Genomic DNA, 17,064 nt, shown 5'->3' with positions numbered 1-17,064 from the left:
GCATCATCGCCGGGTGACCGTCATACCGTTCAGACATGTCGGGGCCCTCGCCGCTGTCGCCCTGCTCGCCGCAGGGTGCGGGCTCTCGGAGGAGCTCGATCGGGAGAGGAACCCTGAGCGGACGGCGGACGCCGCTCCCGAAAGCGGTCCTTCCGCTGCCGCCTCGGGTGTGCCCACGGCGCCCGGCCTGGCGTCGAGGACGCCGATCCCCGTCGAGGAGGAGCCGGTACCGGCCGCGCCCACTTCCTCGTGCCCGGCCTCCGGCGTGCGGATCGAGCCGGGCATGGTCGACGCCGCCATGGGCCTGCGCGCGATGAGCGTGACGCTGACCAACTGCGGGAAGCGGGTCCAGCGGCTGAACGGCTACCCGGGACTGAGGGTGCTCGACGAGCACCGTGAACTCCTCGACGTACAGATCCTCGAAGGGCCGGAACCCGTCACGCAGATGGACGACCCCGGGCCGCACACCGTCACGCTGAAGCAAGGGGAGTCGGCCTACACCGCGCTGGTCTGGCGCAACACCGTCACCGACACGACGACGACCGCCGTCAGCGGCACCTATCTGGAGGTCGCCCCGGCCGAGGGCGTCCGCAAGGCGACCGTGACGCCGCAGGGCCGGATCGACCTCGGCAACACCGGCCGCATCGGCACCACGGCCTGGCAGAAGACCCCGGCCGACGACACCAGGGCGTCCAGGCCTACGGCACCCGCACCGCCCACTCCGCCGAGTTAGCCGCAGCGCACGGTTCCTTTTCATCGCCTTGGGTGTCCATATCAGGACAAGTCTGTACGCCGGGGATAGGTTCGCGCTCAGGGTGGTCAGTCGACCGTCGGCGCCGGCCCGCCCGGACGGGAGGCGACCAGGGGCTGATGAGTCACGCCGACACGAGCGACCAGGCCACCACCGGATCCGCGCCGGCGGCCAAACTGACGCTTCTGACGCTGACGACGATGGTCGTCGGCTCCATGGTCGGCGCCGGGGTCTTCTCGCTGCCCAGCCGCTTCGCGGACGAGACCGGTGTCGCCGGTGCGCTGATCGCGTGGGCGATCGCGGGCACCGGCATGCTGATGCTCGCCTTCGTCTTCCAGACCCTCGCCGTCCGCAGACCCGATCTGGACGCCGGTGTCTACGCCTACGCCAAGGCCGGGTTCGGCGAATATCTGGGCTTCTTCTCGGCGTTCGGCTACTGGGCCAGCGCCTGCGTCGGCAACGTCACGTACTGGGTCCTGATCATGTCGACGGTCGGCGCCATCTGGCCGGGCCTCGGCGAGGGGGACACCGGCCTCGCCGTGCTGCTGTCGTCGGCGGGCCTGTGGGGGTTCTTCCTGCTCATCAAGCGGGGCGTCAAGGAGGCCGCGGCGATCAACCGCGTCGTGACGGTCGCCAAGATCGTCCCGATCCTCTTCTTCGTCGTCCTGACGCTCTTCTACTTCAAGGCGGACGTCTTCGCCGACAACTTCGGCGGTGCGGACTACTCCGGCTCCCTCTTCAATCAGGTGCGCGGCACGATGCTCGCCACCGTCTTCGTCTTCCTCGGCGTCGAGGGCGCCAGCGTCTACTCGCGCCATGCCGAGCGCCGCAAGGACGTGGGAAAGGCGACGATCCTGGGGTTCCTCAGCGTCTTCGCCGTCTTCGCCTCGGTCACCATCGTGTCGTACGGCATCCTGCCGATGAACGAGATCGCCGCGCTCCGCCAGCCCTCGATGGCCGGAGTCCTGGAGTCCGCGGTGGGCACCTGGGGCAAGGTGTTCATCAGCGTAGGGCTGATCGTCTCGGTGCTCGGCGCGTATCTGGCCTGGACGCTGATGTCCGCCGAAGTCCTGTTCGTGGCGGCCAAGGACGAGGACATGCCGCGCTTCCTCGGCCGCTCCACCGCCGCCGACGTGCCCGTGCCCGCGCTCCTGATGACCACCTGCCTGACGCAGGTCGTCCTGATCGTCACGTCGTTCTCCGACGACGCGTTCAACTTCGCGCTCGACCTGACCAGTTCACTCTCCCTGATCCCCTATCTGCTCGCGGCCGCGTTCGCCGCGAAGATCGCGCTGCGGCCGGACGACCTCACCCACGGGGGCAGGGGAACGCGCGGCGAACTCGTCGTGGGCGCGATCGCGGTCGTCTACACGGCGTTCCTGCTGTACGCGGCAGGCCTCAAGTTCGTCCTCGTCTCGTTCATCATCTACGCCCCGGCCACGATCCTCTTCGTGATGGCCAGGCGGGAACAGGGCAGACGCCTCTTCTCGCCGCGCGAGCTCGTCATCCTCGCCATCTCGACCGCCGGCGCCGGGGTCGGTGTCATCGCCCTCGTGGTCGGGTGGATCAGCCTCTGACCCACCGTCAATTCACCTGCCGCCACGCCGTACTCGCATCGGAACCCGCATCGGAACCCGCATCGGAACCCGCATCGGAACCCGCATCGGAAAGGCACACCGTGACAAGCCCCGACACGCCGAGCACCCCGGACTACGGCGTCTACTCCGAGGTCGGCAAGCTGCGCAAGGTGCTGGTCTGCGCGCCCGGTCGCGCGCACCGCAGACTGACCCCCACCAACGCCGACGACCTGCTCTTCGACGACGTCATGTGGGTGGAGAACGCCCAGCGGGACCACGCCGACTTCGTCGACAAGCTCAAGCAGCGCGGTGTCGAGGTCGTCGAACTGCACGACCTGCTCGCCCAGACCATGGCGATCCCCGGGGCCAGGAACTGGCTCCTGGAGCGGAAGATCACCGCGAACGAGGTCGGGCTCGGCCTCATCGACGACACCCGCGCCTTCCTGGAGACCCTGGAACCGCGCCGCCTCGCCGACTACCTCATCGGCGGCCTCGCCACCGCGGATCTGCCGGACGAGTTCCGCTCCGGCTATGTCGCGCTCGTCCGCGAATCCACCGGCGTACGCGAGTACTTGATGCCGCCGCTGCCGAACACGCTCTACACCCGCGACACGACATGCTGGCTGTACGGCGGCGTCACGCTGAACCCGCTGTACTGGCCCGCCCGGCACGACGAGACGCTCCTGATGAAGGCCGTCTACCAGTTCCACCCCGACTTCACCGGCGCCCAGGTGTGGTGGGGCGATCCCGAACTCGACTGGGGCCAGGCCACGTTCGAGGGCGGCGACATCATGCCGGTCGGCAACGGCGTCGTACTGATGGGCATGAGCGAGCGCACATCGCGGCAGGCCATCACACAGGTCGCGGCCTCGCTGTTCCAGAGCGGCGCGGCGGAGCAGGTCGTCGTCGCCGGCATGCCCAAGCTGCGGGCCGCGATGCACCTCGACACCGTCTTCACCTTCGCCGACCGCGACGTCGTCACGCTCTACCCGAAGATCATGGACGCCGTGCACTCCTTCACGCTGCGCCCAGGCGATGGCCCGGCAGGCATGGACATCACCGATGAGGGCTCGCGTACGTTCGTCGACGTCGTCGCCAAGTCGCTCGGGCTCTCCGGGCTGCGGGTGATCGAGACCGGCGGAGACGTGTACGCCTCCGAGCGCCAGCAGTGGGACAGCGGCAACAACGCCGTCGCCCTGGAGCCGGGCGTGGTCGTCACCTACGACCGCAACACCCAGACCAACACCCTGCTGCGCAAGGCGGGCGTCGAGGTCATCACCATCGTCGGCGCCGAACTCGGCCGGGGCCGCGGCGGCGGGCACTGCATGACGTGCCCGCTGATCCGCGACGTCGTCGACTTCTGAACCGGGCCGCGGCTCAGTACCGCTGGGCCTTGACCAGCTTCGCGGAGAGCTTCGGCTCCGGCGGCGCGTGGCTGATGGCGTACGCCTGGGCCCGCTCGCCGGGGTCGAGGTCCTCCTTGCCGATGTAGCGCGTCTCCACGGTCTTGCCGTCGGGATCCAGGAAGTCGACCTGGAGCGCGTACGACGCCTTCTTGTCCGTGCTGTTGGTGATGGTCACGATGGAGGCGAGCACGCCGCCGGTCTCGGAGCGCGGCTTGCCCGTCATCGACACGTCGGCCATCGCATTGCCCTCGCCGTCCACGTCCTTCAGCTCGTCCTGCGCGGCCTTCTGGACCCGCTCGGACTCCGCGGACACGGACGCCTCGAACTCGTCCGCGCGCTCCGAGGCCGATTCCGCCGCCTCCGATGCCGAAGCGCGCGCGGACTCGGCGGCCTCGGAGGCGGCCGACTTCAGGGGCGAAGCGGTCTTCTCCGAGAAGGACGCCGAATCGGGGGCCGTCGGCCGCTCGCTGATGGTCCGGCTGCCCTCGCTGGAGGGGGCGTCGCTTTCGGTGCTGCACGAGACGAGGGCGGCGGCCGTGACGGCGGCGGCCAGCGCGAGGGCGGCGGACACCGCCTTCCTGGGGCGTCGCGGCGCGCCGGGCGGCAGGGGATTCATGCGGAGCGGTCCTTTCACTGCTGCGACTCACTGCTACGACTGATCACTGCTGCGGCTGATCACTGCTACGGCTGATCCCTGCTGCGGCTGACGTCAGTACCGCAGGGCGCAGGCGATCCCGCCCTGCTCGGTGAGCGTTCCTTCGGGTACGAAACGGACCTGCGCGCCGGTGTCCAGGGCCCGCTCCACGATCTCGTCCACGATGTCCTCGACGGCGTCGAGATCGTCGGCGGTGGCCGGCACCAGATGCCCGCCGTCGTCGCGCACGGTCTGCCGGAAGGTGTCATCGACGGCGAGCAGCCGGACCCGGTCGGCGGTCACGTTCTGCCAGACCTCGTCGAGCCCCGCGGCGAACTGCCGCTGGCCCCGTGCCGTGTCCAACTCCTTGATCAGGGCGTCGAGTTCGGCCTTCTCCCGGTCGGCGACGAGCGGAGCCATCGCCTGGCCCACCGCGTCCGCGGGGCCGTCCGCGAGACCGCCGTGCGGCACCCGCGTGGCCTTCTTGGTGACCGTGCCGATGTCGTCGAGGAGGGAGAGCGCCGCGGCTTCCCCGGCCACGAACAAGGGGCGCGGGTGAGCGTCGAGGACGGCGCTCACGGCCTGGTCCGCGGCGCGCAGGAACGTACGGGTCCGCTCGTCGCGGAAGGTGCTCGGCAGATCGCCGATCCGCTCCTTGCGCTCGGCGTCCGGGTCGTCGAGGCTCCGGGTCAGCGGGAACCCGTCGGCGGTGTGCTCGCCGACCCGCTCCGGCGTGCCGTCCCACAGCGTGACGCGGTCGGCGGAGACGGCGAGGGCCCAGTACGGGCGCTCGGCGGCCCGGGCCGCGACGAGGTTGCGCGTCAGGAACGTGTCCGAGAGCACCACCCGCGACGGCACCGTCCTGGCGACCGACCACACCTGGTGCTCCCCGGGGGCGGCGAAGACCGCGAGCCCGTCCTCGGCGTGCACGAGATCGACATCGGCCACCGCGCGGTCCAGCTGCCCCGCCACCTCCGCGCGCTGCTCCTTGGTCACGGCCGGATCGGCGTTCAGGCGCTCCTTGGCCTCGGCGACGAGATTGCGCAGCCGTACGGGATCCTGGGCGTTGTCCGGTTCCCTGCGGTGCGTCGGCAGCAGGACCGTGACGGCCGGATAGGTGCGCGTCTTCCGCAGCTCGGCGAGGGCTTCCGGGGTGAGGGAGGGGTGCATGGAACGGGCCCTTTCGGGACGGGTGCCTCGGGACGGGTGACTGACGGGTGGCTACTGACTGACGGGTGGCTACTGAAGGCCTCCGGTGCCATTACGCCGCGTAATGCACCTTATGTCGGTTGTGCGGGTGGGGCATTTCGCCTCGGCTGTCGTCTGCCGGGGCCGGTGCGTCACGCACGTACCGAGTCGCCGCGTCCGCCCGCGGGACTCAACCTGAGTTCATGGAACAGCGCGCGATCCGTCTGCGGCGCCGGCTCCGGCCCGTCGCCTGGATCGTGGCGGTGCTGTGCGTGGCCGTCCTTGCCGCGACGGCCACGGCGCGCAGCACGGTCCTCAGCCCCGGCTTCCACCAGCGCGTCCTCGACGAGCAGCACGCCTACGACCGCCTCTACAACGAAGTCCTCGTCGACCCGCAGACCCTCCCGGTCGCCCGCGACCTGCTGGGGCGGCTGCCGGTCCCGGAGGCGGCCGTCACCTCCAACCTGAAGATCGTGCTGCCCCCGGAGACCCTGCGCGCCATGGCCGACCGGCAGATCGCGGAGGTGACCGGATATCTGCGGGGCGAGCACGACACGCTGCGCCTCACCGCGGACCTGCGGCCGCTGCTCACCAACGTCGGCAACCTCGCCCAGACGTACTTCGGTGATCTCGTCGCCTCCGTACAGCGGCAGCCCGAGCCCGACTTCCCCGCCTTCATCGAGGGCCTCGACCAGGCGGCGAACGCCGTGGCCGCCGGGGTGCCGCCGGCCGATCTGCCCACCCTGGAGCTGTCCAGGGACCAGGCCGTCGCGGCCACGCGCGCGCTGCTCCAGGTGGTGCCCGAGGACCGCCGCGACAAGCTCCGTCCCGAGGTCGAGGTGGCGCTGGACAGCGGGGACATCGCCACCGCGCTCGCCGCCGTCGGGCCAGAGGCGGTGTCGGACCGTACCCGCCAGGCCACCGAGCAGTTGCGCGAGACCGCAGGCGGCGACACCTGGAACATCACCGCCGACCTCGACACATCGGGCGACGCGCTCGCCCCGCTGCACCGGGCGCGCTCCGTCACGCATCTCGCCCAGGGCGTGGTCGAGCCGCTCGCCGCCCTGCTCGGCGTCGCGGCCCTCGCGTTCCTGTGGGTCTCCGGGCCCGCGGCTCCCGCCCGGCGCCTGATGGGGCTCGGCTGGGCGCTCGCCGCGGGCGGCACCCTCACAGGGCTGTGCGTGGTGGCCGCCCGAGTGGCCACGGACGGCGGCGTCATCAGCACGCCCGCGTCCTGGCCGGGGTCCGTGTCGCGGCTCGTCGACGACGTGGTGAGCGCCGCCGTGGACGGCGTGCTCACCACCGCGACCGTCGCCGCGTACATCCTGCTCGCCGGGGGAGCGCTGCTCGTCGCCGTCGGCTGGGCCTGGCAGACGGGACCCGCCCTGACGGTCAGCCCCCGGCGCGTGCAGGTGCTCGCCGCAGGGGTGGCGGGGGTCGCGCTCGGGGGTGTCGTCCTCGCACCCTTGGCGGCAGGACGTGCCGAACCGAGGGTCTGCCAGGGCAGCTCCCGGCTCTGCGACCGCGGTTACGACGAGATCGCCCAGCTCACCTCGCACAACGCGATGTCCACCACCGCCGACCAGTTCATCGGGCCCTTGCAGGACCCCCGCATCACCGCCCAGCTCAACGACGGCGTACGGGCCCTGCAGATCGACACCTACACCTGGGAGCGCCCGGAACAGATCGCCGAACGACTCGAAGGGTCGGACTTCTCGCCCCGGCTGCAGGGGCAGATCCTGGCCGCGATCAACAAGTTCAACCCGCCACGGGACGGCCTGTGGCTCTGCCACTCGGTGTGCCGGGCAGGCGCCATCGGCCTGGTGCCCACGCTGCGCGAGGTCGGCGACTGGCTGCGGGCCCACCCCACCGAGGTCGTCACGCTGATCGTGCAGGACGCCGTGGACGCGGAGGCCACCGCGGCCGCGTTCGAGGAGGCCGGTCTCGCGGACCTGCTGTTCGAGCCCGCCGCGGACCCGTCCCGCCCGTGGCCCGATCTCGGCGAGATGATCGACAGCGGCAAGCGCCTCGTCGTCTTCGCCGAGCGCGCCGACGGGCCCGCGCCCTGGTACCGCAACTTCTACCGGTACGGGATGGAGACCCCCTACGCGTTCCGCACCCCCGAGGAGATGACCTGCGTCCCGCACCGGGGCGGCACGGACAAGCGCCTCTTCCTCCTGAACCACTTCATCACCATCGACGGCGGCAGCCGCCTGGACGCCGGCACGGTCAACACCCGCGACGCGGTCCTCGACCGCGTACACGCCTGCGAACGCGAGCGCGGCAGGCCGGTGAACTTCGTCGCCGTGGACTACCTCACGATCGGCGATGCGAGGGGCGCGGTGGACGCGTTGAACGCGGAGAGGTGAGGCGGGGGTGCGGCCGTGGGCTGCGGCCGCGGACCGGCGCCCGGGGTTGCGTGGAATTCACGTCGGGGAAATCCCCTATACACCCGCTCCGTACGCGTTGTCAGTGCGGCGTGCTCTCATGGAGGCATGATCGAAGACTTTCTGGAAAGCGGAGTACCCGCAGTAGAAGAGGCCCTCCGCAAGGCTGCCGCCACCGAGGTCATGCCGAGGTTCCGGCAGCTCACAGCGGAAGACGTCGTACAGAAGAGCGGCCCGCACGACCTCGTCACGGTGGCCGACCGCCTCGCCGAGGAGCAGCTGACCGCCGCGCTCACGGAGCTGCTGCCCGGCTCCGTGGTCGTAGGAGAAGAAGCCGTCCACGCCGACCCCTCGCGCTACGAGGCGATACGCGGCGACGCGCCGGTGTGGATCGTCGACCCGGTCGACGGCACCCGGCAGTTCGTCCACGGCGACCCCGGCTTCTGCATGCTCGTCGCGCTCGCGTGGCGAGGAGAGGTCCACGCCTCGTGGACGTACGCCCCGGCGCTTGACGAGATGGCCGTCGCGGTGCGCGGCAAGGGCGCCTGGCTCGACGGACGGCGCCTGGAGGCCGGCACGCCGGGCGAGGTCATCGAAGTGGCCACCTCGCACCCGGACTTCACCACCGAAGACCAGAAGCGTGCGCTCGGCGGCCTGCGGGCGGACGGCGTCGCGCCGCGGCCCTGCGGGTCGGCCGGTCTCGAGTATCTGGCCATAGCCAAGGGCGAGTTGGACGCGATCGCCTTCTCCTGGGAACTGGCATGGGACCACGCGGCGGGACTGCTGCTCGTGGCGGAGGCCGGCGGCAGCGACCTGACCGTGGCCGGGCAGCCCTTCCGGATAGCGGGCGGCAACGCCCTGCCGTTCACGGCCGCCCGGGACGCGGCCACGGCCGACCGGGTGGTGGCGTTGCTGTCGGCCGGAGCCTGATCTGCGGGTCGCCGCCCGACTCGAAGTCGAAGCGGACGGTGGTGACCTCGAACTCGGTGACGGTGCCGACGGCCGGCCAGTCATCGGGATCCAGGGGGAGCCAGGCCAGGTCCACGAAGCAGCGGATCGGCAGCCCCAGGTCCACGAAGAGCCCGGTCCTGCCCGGACCCCATGGCAGCTCACTGACCGTGCCGGTCCGCCGCGTGCCCTGGGGGAGCGGGCCGCCCGGACTCGGCGGTGAGGTGTTGCGGCCGTGGCGGGCGCGCCGCCACGCGTGCTCGAACTCCGCCTCGGCGACCGGCTGGGTGACCGCCTCGGCGACCGGCCCGGCGTCATCCTCGACGAGTCCGTTCAGGAGTGCGCCGTACCGCGCCGTGTAGAGCCCCGCGCCCAGCGTTCCGAACTGCTCGTGGACCCAGGCGAGTTCATCGCGCGAGGCGGCGACGGAGGCCGTGCCGTGCGGCTCGTCGAAGGACGCCTGGCGTACGACGACGGAGTCGTCCCCGGCCTCGAACCAGCCGTCGGAGCCCGCGTCGGCACGGCGGAACCATTGCGTCACCCGGCAGAGGCTACCCGCGCCCACGGCGCTGTCGGTGGCCAGGCCTATCCTGGGCGGCAGTGGCCATCGGCTGACAAAGGAGTCCGAAGGTGCCGTCGATGCTTGATGCCGTCGTCGTGGGGGCGGGACCGAACGGTCTTACCGCTGCCGTCGAGCTGGCCCGCCGCGGCTTCTCCGTGGCCGTCTTCGAGGCCAAGAGCACCGTGGGCGGCGGTGCGCGGACCGAGGAGCTGACCCTTCCCGGGTTCCGGCACGACCCCTGTTCCGCCGCCCACCCGCTGGGCGTCAACTCACCGGTGTTCAGGACCATGCCGCTCGATCGGTACGGCCTTGAGTGGCTGCAGCCCGAGCTGCCGATGGCGCATCCCTTTCCGGACGGCAGCGCCGCCGTGCTCTCCCGCTCCGTCGCCGAGACGGCCGCCTCGTTCGGGCCGCGCGACGCGGGGACGTACCGACGGCTCGTCGAGCCCTTCGTCAGCAAGTGGGACACCGTCCTGCGGGACTTCATGTCGCTGCCGGCGACGGCCCTGCCGCGTGACCCGGTGACCCTCGCGCGCCTCGGACTCGTCGGTCTGCCGCCCGCCACCTGGCTGATGCGCCGCTTCCGCGACGACCGGGCCCGCGCCCTGTTCTCCGGGCTCGTCGCCCATGTCATCGCGCCGCTCGGCGGGCTCGCCACCGGCGGTGTCGGCATGGTCTTCGCGCTGGCCGCGCACGCCCGCGGCTGGCCGGTCGCGCGCGGCGGCTCGCAGTCGATCTCCGACGCGCTCACCGCGTATCTGAAGGACCTCGGCGGCGCGGTGCACACCGACTACGAGGTCAAGCGGCTCGACGACCTGCCGCCCGCCCGCGCGTACGTCTTCGACACATCGCCCACGGCGCTCGCGCGGATCGCGGGCCTGGGGCGGAGCTACGAGAACTACCGCTACGGCGCGAGCGCCTTCAAGATCGATTACGCCCTTGACGGCCCCGTCCCCTGGACCGCCAAGGAGGCGCGCGTCGCGGGCACCGTGCAGGTCGGGGCCGGCAGCGCGGACATCGATGCGGCCCTGCGTGCCGCCTCGCGCGAGAACCGCGCGCCCGACCGGCCGTTCCTCATCACCGTGCAGCCCGGTGTCGTCGATCCGTCGCGCGCACCGGCGGGCAAGCAGGTCTTCTGGGCGTACGGGCATGTCCCCAACGGCTGGAGCGGGGATCTCACCGACGCGATCGAGCGGCAGCTGGAGCGGTTCGCCCCCGGTTTCCGGGACCGGGTCCTCGCGCGCGCGACCGCGGGCCCGGCGGAGCTGGCCGCGCGGAATGCCAACTATGTGGGCGGTGACATCGCCTGCGGCGCGGCGAGCGGGCTGCAGCTCCTGCTCCGCCCCAAACTGTCGCTCTTCCCGTACAACACCGCGCATCCCGCGGTCTTCATCTGCTCGTCCGCGACGCCGCCGGGGCCCGGGGTGCACGGCATGTCGGGGCACAACGCCGCCAAGGCGGTATGGAGGAGGCTTCGCTCCGCATGACGGCCATCACGCTCGTCCAGGGCGACATCACCCGGCAGACGGCCGACGCGATCGTCAATGCCGCGAATTCTTCCCTGCTGGGAGGTGGCGGGGTGGACGGTGCGATTCACCGGAACGGCGGGCCGGAGATCCTTGCGGCGTGCCGGCGGCTGCGGGCGTCGCACTACGGCAAGGGGCTGCCGACCGGTGCGGCGGTGGCGACCACCGCCGGGCGCCTTGACGCGCAGTACGTCATCCACACCGTGGGGCCGGTGTGGTCCGCCACGGAGGACCGCTCCGGCCTGCTGGCGTCCTGCTACCGGGAGTCGCTGCGCGTGGCCGAGGAGGTGGGGGCCCGGACGGTCGCCTTCCCCGCGATCTCGACCGGCGTCTACCGGTGGCCCCTGGACGACGGGGCCCGCATTGCGATCCGGACCGTCCGGGAGCATGCCGTGCCGGCCGCCTTCGACGAGATCCGCTTCGTTCTTTTCGATGCGAAGGCCTACGAGGCGTTTACGGCGGCGCTGGCGGGGGCGTAGGGGGCGCTGCCCCCCGGGGCCTGCTTCGTCGGGGCCCGGCAGGTGGGGCTGTGCCCACCCGTTCCGCCCTGCGGAACGCCTGCCCACAGCGGGCGGCGGACGGTTGCTGTGTGGGTAAGGTCCATGTCGGATTTTCGCCAGCCATCCGTGTCCTTCATGCACGATCCTTGAGCCATGCCCACCGTCACGGCCACCGCCACCACCCAGGCCGGCGCCAGCACCAGCGCTAGCACCAGCACCGGTGCCGGCGTCATGCATCACGACGCCGACCGCTGCGTACGCGCAGTTCAGTCGAAGGACGCCCGGTTCGACGGGTGGTTCTTCACCGCGGTTCTCACCACCCGGATCTACTGCCGCCCCAGCTGCCCCGTGGTCCCCCCGAAGCCCGAGAACATGAGCTTCTACCCGAGCGCGGCCGCCTGCCAGCAGGCCGGATTCCGGGCCTGCAAGCGCTGCCGCCCCGACAGCAGCCCCGGCTCCCCGGAGTGGAACCAGCGCGCCGACCTCGTGGCCCGCGCGATGCGCCTCATCGGGGATGGAGTGGTCGACCGCGAAGGCGTCCCCGGTCTGGCAGGACGCCTCGGCTACAGCACCCGCCAGGTCGAGCGACAGCTCCTCGCCGAGCTCGGCGCGGGACCGCTCGCCCTGGCCCGCGCCCAGCGCGCGCAGACCGCGCGGCTGCTCATCGAGACGACCCCGCTGCCCATGGCGGAGATCGCCTTCGCCGCGGGCTTCTCGTCGATCCGTACGTTCAACGACACGGTACGAGAGGTCTTCGCCCTCGCCCCGGGCGAGCTGAGGGCCCGGGTGCCCAGAACGGCCGCCCCCGCGCCCGCCGCCCCCGGAGTGCTCTCCCTCCGCCTCCCCTTCCGCGCCCCGCTCACCCCGGACAACCTCTTCGGCCACCTCATCGCCACCGCCGTACCCGGCGTGGAGGAGTGGCGCGACGGGGCGTACCGACGCACCCTGCGCCTCCCCTACGGGCACGGGGTCGTCGCCCTCACCCCCACGCCCGACCACATCGCCTGCCGCCTCAGCCTCACCGACCTGCGCGACCTCACCATCGCCATCAGCCGCTGCCGCCGCATGCTGGACCTGGACGCCGACCCGGTGGCCGTCGACGGCCAGTTGCGCGCCGACCCGCTGCTCGCGCCGCTGGTCGACAAGGCGCCGGGACGCCGCGTGCCGCGCACCGTCGACGAGGCGGAGTTCGCCGTCCGCGCGGTGCTCGGCCAGCAGGTCTCCACGGCCGCGGCCCGCACCCACGCCGCGCGTCTGGTCACCGCGCACGGAGAGCCGGTCGACGACCCCGAAGGCGGCCTCACGCACCTCTTCCCGGCGCCGGAAGCCCTCGCCGCGCTCGACCCGGAGGCGCTGGCGCTGCCGCGCAGCCGCCGCACCACGCTGACCACCCTCGTACGTCACCTCGCCGACGGATCGCTCCAGCTCGGCGTGGCGAGCGACTGGGACGAGGCCAGGGCGCGGCTCATCGAGCTCCCCGGGTTCGGCCCCTGGACGGTGGAGGTCATCGCGATGCGCGCGCTCGGCGACCCGGACGCGTTCCTGCCGTCCGATCTCGGAATCCGTCGCGCCGCACAGGAGTTGGGCCTTCCGCACACCCCGGCCGCGCTCACCGCGCGCGCCGCGGCCTGGCGCCCCTGGCGGGCCTACGCGGTCCAGTACCTGTGGGCCACCGACGAGCACCCCATCAACACGATCCCCGCGTAAAGACCCCGCGTGAAGAACGTAAAGAAAAGGGCGGCACTCTCATGCACCGGCTGCACACCCTCATCGACAGCCCCTACGGGCCGCTCACCCTCGTGTCCACCGACGGCACCCTCAGCGGCCTCTACATGACGGAGCAGCGCCACCGTCCGCCCGAGGAGACCTTCGGCGACCGCGATCCCGCGCCGTTCGGCGAGGCGATCAGCCAGCTGGAGGCGTACTTCGCGGGCGAGTTGACGGAGTTCGACCTGCCGCTGCGCCTGGACGGCACGCCCTTCCAGCGCACCGTCTGGCGACAGCTCCAGCTGATCCCGTACGGCGAGACCCGTACGTACGGGCAGCTCGCGGACGCACTGGGCAAACCCAACGCGTCCCGGGCGGTGGGCCTGGCCAACGGCAAGAACCCGATCGGCGTCATCGTCCCCTGCCACCGCGTGATCGGCGCGAGCGGCAACCTGACCGGTTACGGCGGCGGACTCGACCGCAAGCAGCGGCTGCTGGCCTTCGAGGGCGCGGCGGCCGACAGCGAAGCCGCGCTCTTCTGAAGGCGGCCCTCAGCCCACCCGCACCCCGCTCTCCAACTCCACCGCACCCTGCCCCGCGTCGAGCGCCGCGAGTCCCGCGAGGACCCGAAGACCCAGCTCGCCCGGCAGATACTCGCGCAGCTCTGCGCGGGCCACCAGGCGCCAGGAGAGCAGCTCCTCCTCCTGGAGGCGGATCGACTTCAGCTGGTCCTCGTCGAGCACCCCGCCGTCGTACAGATAGGCGACCAGCGGTGGCCGGTCCGCACCGGGAACCCAGTCCACGACGAGCAGCGGCCCCAGTTCGAGGTCCAGGCCGATCTCCTCGGCGGTCTCGCGCCGTGCCCCCTGGCGTGGTGTCTCTCCGTCGTCCGACTCGATGGTCCCGCCGGGCAGCGCCCAGCCGTCACGGTAGTTGGGTTCGACGAGCAGTACCCGTCCCTCGGCGTCCCTGAAGATTGCGGCGGCCCCGGCGATGACGCGGGGGAGGCCTGCGATGTATGTGGCGTAGTCCTGGAAGGTCACACCGGAAGCCTAGACGCAGCGCCCGCCGCGACCGCTTGCGTCACACGCGTGGCACTTCGGCCAAGTCCACGGTCCGCGCGGCCAGTTCGCTGATATGGGACCCGTCGAAGCCGAACACCGCGCTCCGCACCCGGTCCTCAAGGGGATCACGCCACTGGGCGGGGATCGCCTTGGCGCCGCACAGCACGCCCGCGACCGATCCGGCCGTCGCGCCGTTCGAGTCCGTGTCCAGGCCGCCGCGCACCGTCAGGGCGATGGTGCGGGTGAAGTCCCCCTCGCCGTACAGGAGTCCGGCGGTCAGGACGGCGGAGTTCGGCACCGTGTGGATCCAGCCGAGCCCCAGGGTCTCCTCCTCCGAGGTGGCCAGGGTCTCCTCCCAGCCGAGCCCGGCGTCGTGCAGCGAGAGGACCCGGCGCACCGTGCGGGCGAGCCTGCTGCTCGACGGGATCACGCCGAGGGCCGCGTCGAGCGCCGCACGGGGGGTCGGCGCGGTGAACGCGGCCGCGATGAGCGCCGCCGCCCACATCGCCCCGTACACGCCGTTGCCGGTGTGCGAGAGGACGGCGTCGCGGCGGGCCAGCGCGGCGGCGCGGCGCGGGGCGCCGGGACAGGTCCAGCCGAAGATGTCGGCGCGGATGAGGGCGCCGATCCACTCCTGGTAGGCGTTGTCGTAGGTCGCGGTGAGCGGCGGCTTGAGCCCGTTCGCGAGATTCCGGTACGCGGCCCGCTCCGCCGTGAAGGTCTGCAGATAGGGCAGGCGCAGCAGCCACAGCTCGCCGACCTGTTCCGTGCTGAAGCCGAAGCCGTGCGTCTCCAGGAGGTCGAGGCCGAGGATCGCGTAGTCGACGTCGTCGTCACGGCAGCTGCCGTGCACCCCGCCCCGCACGCACCGCTGCCACTCGGGCCGCAGCTGGAACTCCTCGACCCAGGAGGGGGGTTCGGGCAGATAGTCGGTGAGCGGCAGCGCGTCGGCCTGCCGCAGATAGCGCTCGATGCGATCACGCGTCCAGTAGTCGCCCCGCTCGATGGGTTTGCCGAGCATGTTGCCGGCGATCCGCCCGATCCAGCCGCCGAGTACGCGGTCGGCGAGTTCCGCATGCACTGGGGTCATGCGTCCGGTTTACCGAATTCACGGTGCTTCCGCGCGGTCAACGCAATGCCTTTGTCGCGGAGCATGAGAAGTTTGTCCGGTTTTCGGCGAAAAATTGGGAGCGCACGTGGAACGCCGTACGACCGTGCCGGCCGCCGCCGCCCTCGGGGCCCTCTCCGCCGCGGGCCCCGTCGCGGCATGGTGCACCCAGCTGTACGACTCGCGCGGCGCCGACGGCAAGGGCTGATCGATCATTTCCGTGATCCACCTGACCGCCTTTGAGGCGATTAAGGATGATTTAGGGGCCGAATTTTCCGCCCTCGCGAGAAGGCAGCCATGGGCAGGCGGCCCCATCTGCGGTTATGGTCGCAGCGGCGCGACTGCCTTGACGTGAGCAAGGCCCGAAAGCAAGGGGAAGCAAGGTGGCGGACGCTGCTGAGACGGCGGGGCGTGTGCGGCATGCGCGGGATGCGCAGCATGTGCTCATTGCCGCGGACAAGTTCAAGGGGTCGCTCACGGCCGTGGAGGTCGCCGAGCGGGTGACGGCCGGGCTCCGCCGCGTCGACCCGAAGGTGGAGGTCGAGGCGCTGCCGGTGGCCGACGGCGGTGACGGCACGGTCGCCGCGGCGGTCGCGGCCGGTTTCGAGCGCCGCGAGGTGCGGGTCACGGGACCGCTCGGCGACGAGGTCACCGCGGCGTACGCGCTGCGCGACGGGACCGCCGTGGTCGAGATGGCGGAGGCGTCCGGCCTCCAGCTGCTGCCCGAGGGAGTGTTCGCGCCGCTCACGTCCACGACGTACGGATCCGGAGAGCTGCTCCTTGCCGCGCTCGACGCGGGGGCGCGAACGATCGTCTTCGGCGTCGGCGGCAGTGCGACGACCGACGGCGGTGCGGGGATGCTGGCCGCGCTCGGCGCGGTGTTCCTGGACGCGGAGGGTGCGCCGGTGGCGCCGGGCGGCGGCCCGCTGGCCTCGCTGGCGCGCGCGGACCTGTCCGGCCTTGACCCCCGGTTCGCCGAGGTGGACCTCGTCCTCGCCAGCGACGTGGACAATCCGCTGACGGGACCGAAGGGCGCGCCCGCGGTGTACGGGCCGCAGAAGGGCGCGACCCCGGAGGACGTGGCCGAGCTGGACGCGGCGCTCGCGCACTTCGCGCGGGTGCTCTCCGAGTCGGCCGGTTCCGCCGCCCTTGAGTACGCGGAGTCTCCCGGGGCCGGGGCGGCCGGTGGCATCGGCTATGGCGCGCTCGTCGGGCTCGGCGCGAGCTTCCGGCCCGGCATCGAGGTCATGCTGGACGTCCTCGGCTTCGCGCCCGCGCTGGAGCGGGCGACGCTGGTGATCACGGGTGAGGGTTCGCTGGACGAGCAGACCCTGCACGGGAAGGCCCCCGCCGGGGTCGCGGCGGCGGCACGGGCCGCGGGCATCGAGGTCGTCGCGGTCTGCGGCCGCCTTGCCCTCCCGGCGGAGGCGCTGGGCCGCGCCGGGATCCGGCGGGCGTACGCACTCACTGACGTGGAGCCGGATGTGGCGCGCTGCATTGCCGAGGCCGGGCCGATCCTGGAGACGGTGGCGGAGGGAATCGCGCGGGACTTCCTGGTCTGACGCAGCGGCGTTCCCTGATGGTCTCAAACGCCGGCCGGGCTGGATATATCCAGCCCCGCCCCCCGTCTTTCATCCCCGCCGGCGGTTGGGGACGAACACGGCGAAGCCCGGGATCGACGGGCCCCTCACCCCCCCGCGCCGCCC

At 71.9% G+C, this 17,064-nt stretch carries 15 protein-coding genes; 10 read left to right on the top strand and 5 right to left on the bottom strand.

Features of this window, described 5'->3' with window-relative positions; translation table 11 throughout:
- Positions 1–13 precede the first annotated feature (13 nt).
- The 3 genes from ACFWY6_RS08960 to ACFWY6_RS08950 all read left to right on the top strand — a co-directional run bounded on the left by ACFWY6_RS08960 (position 14) and on the right by ACFWY6_RS08950 (position 3,692).
- Positions 14–733, top strand: a complete 720-nt coding sequence (locus ACFWY6_RS08960) for a DUF4232 domain-containing protein (RefSeq protein ID WP_384687541.1) — start codon at positions 14–16, stop codon at positions 731–733.
- Between the two features lie 137 nt (positions 734–870).
- Entirely contained in the window at positions 871–2,328 is a 1,458-nt protein-coding gene (locus tag ACFWY6_RS08955; RefSeq protein ID WP_384687540.1) for a basic amino acid/polyamine antiporter, read from the top strand.
- A 101-nt stretch (positions 2,329–2,429) separates the two neighbouring features.
- Positions 2,430–3,692, top strand: a complete 1,263-nt coding sequence (locus ACFWY6_RS08950) for an arginine deiminase (RefSeq protein ID WP_384687539.1) — start codon at positions 2,430–2,432, stop codon at positions 3,690–3,692.
- A gap of 13 nt (positions 3,693–3,705) precedes the next feature.
- Here the strand turns inward: ACFWY6_RS08950 and ACFWY6_RS08945 are convergent, their stop codons facing one another.
- Both ACFWY6_RS08945 and ACFWY6_RS08940 read right to left on the bottom strand, forming a co-directional pair.
- Positions 3,706–4,350, bottom strand: coding sequence for a hypothetical protein (locus tag ACFWY6_RS08945; RefSeq protein ID WP_384687538.1), 645 nt, complete (start codon positions 4,348–4,350; stop codon positions 3,706–3,708).
- A 93-nt stretch (positions 4,351–4,443) separates the two neighbouring features.
- Entirely contained in the window at positions 4,444–5,538 is a 1,095-nt protein-coding gene (locus ACFWY6_RS08940) for a chemotaxis protein (RefSeq protein ID WP_384687537.1), read from the bottom strand.
- 221 nt (positions 5,539–5,759) lie between these two features.
- On the opposite strand from ACFWY6_RS08940, the gene ACFWY6_RS08935 reads away from it, so the two are divergent.
- Both ACFWY6_RS08935 and ACFWY6_RS08930 read left to right on the top strand, forming a co-directional pair.
- A complete protein-coding gene (locus ACFWY6_RS08935; protein ID WP_384687536.1) occupies positions 5,760–7,925 on the top strand; it encodes a hypothetical protein in 2,166 nt (721 codons plus the stop codon).
- Between the two features lie 126 nt (positions 7,926–8,051).
- A complete protein-coding gene (locus ACFWY6_RS08930) occupies positions 8,052–8,873 on the top strand; it encodes an inositol monophosphatase family protein (RefSeq protein WP_384687535.1) in 822 nt (273 codons plus the stop codon).
- Here ACFWY6_RS08930 and ACFWY6_RS08925 read toward each other — a convergent pair.
- Positions 8,809–9,432, bottom strand: coding sequence for a hypothetical protein (locus ACFWY6_RS08925; protein WP_384687534.1), 624 nt, complete (start codon positions 9,430–9,432; stop codon positions 8,809–8,811). The genes ACFWY6_RS08930 and ACFWY6_RS08925 overlap by 65 nt on opposite strands.
- 98 nt (positions 9,433–9,530) lie before the next feature.
- Between ACFWY6_RS08925 and ACFWY6_RS08920 the strand changes: the two genes are divergently transcribed.
- From ACFWY6_RS08920 to ACFWY6_RS08905, 4 genes are all read left to right on the top strand, one after another.
- Positions 9,531–10,940 carry a phytoene desaturase family protein gene (locus tag ACFWY6_RS08920; RefSeq protein ID WP_384687567.1) on the top strand — a complete coding sequence of 470 codons (1,410 nt, stop codon included), beginning with the start codon at positions 9,531–9,533 and terminating at the stop codon, positions 10,938–10,940.
- A complete protein-coding gene (locus tag ACFWY6_RS08915; protein ID WP_384687533.1) occupies positions 10,937–11,458 on the top strand; it encodes an O-acetyl-ADP-ribose deacetylase in 522 nt (173 codons plus the stop codon). Before ACFWY6_RS08920 ends, ACFWY6_RS08915 begins: the two co-directional genes overlap by 4 nt.
- A gap of 252 nt (positions 11,459–11,710) precedes the next feature.
- On the top strand, positions 11,711–13,186 hold the full coding sequence (locus ACFWY6_RS08910; protein WP_384687566.1) for an AlkA N-terminal domain-containing protein: 1,476 nt from the start codon (positions 11,711–11,713) through the stop codon (positions 13,184–13,186).
- A 41-nt stretch (positions 13,187–13,227) separates the two neighbouring features.
- Positions 13,228–13,728 carry a methylated-DNA--[protein]-cysteine S-methyltransferase gene (locus ACFWY6_RS08905; protein ID WP_384687532.1) on the top strand — a complete coding sequence of 167 codons (501 nt, stop codon included), beginning with the start codon at positions 13,228–13,230 and terminating at the stop codon, positions 13,726–13,728.
- A gap of 9 nt (positions 13,729–13,737) precedes the next feature.
- On the opposite strand, the gene ACFWY6_RS08900 is transcribed toward ACFWY6_RS08905, so the two are convergent.
- Positions 13,738–14,229: an NUDIX domain-containing protein gene (locus ACFWY6_RS08900; RefSeq protein WP_384687531.1), complete on the bottom strand. Its 492-nt coding sequence runs from the start codon at positions 14,227–14,229 to the stop codon at positions 13,738–13,740.
- A 40-nt stretch (positions 14,230–14,269) separates the two neighbouring features.
- On the bottom strand, positions 14,270–15,340 hold the full coding sequence (locus ACFWY6_RS08895; RefSeq protein WP_384687530.1) for an ADP-ribosylglycohydrolase family protein: 1,071 nt from the start codon (positions 15,338–15,340) through the stop codon (positions 14,270–14,272).
- A 401-nt stretch (positions 15,341–15,741) separates the two neighbouring features.
- Between ACFWY6_RS08895 and ACFWY6_RS08890 the strand changes: the two genes are divergently transcribed.
- Positions 15,742–16,920: a glycerate kinase gene (locus ACFWY6_RS08890; protein ID WP_384687529.1), complete on the top strand. Its 1,179-nt coding sequence runs from the start codon at positions 15,742–15,744 to the stop codon at positions 16,918–16,920.
- Positions 16,921–17,064: the final 144 nt, after the last annotated feature.

The sequence above is a fragment of the Streptomyces sp. NPDC059037 genome (assembly GCF_042740015.1).
In the GTDB taxonomy this organism is placed as follows: Bacteria; Actinomycetota; Actinomycetes; order Streptomycetales; family Streptomycetaceae; genus Streptomyces.
Note: the sequence above shows the minus strand (reverse complement) of the source record. Positions and strands in the feature narration are given on the sequence as shown.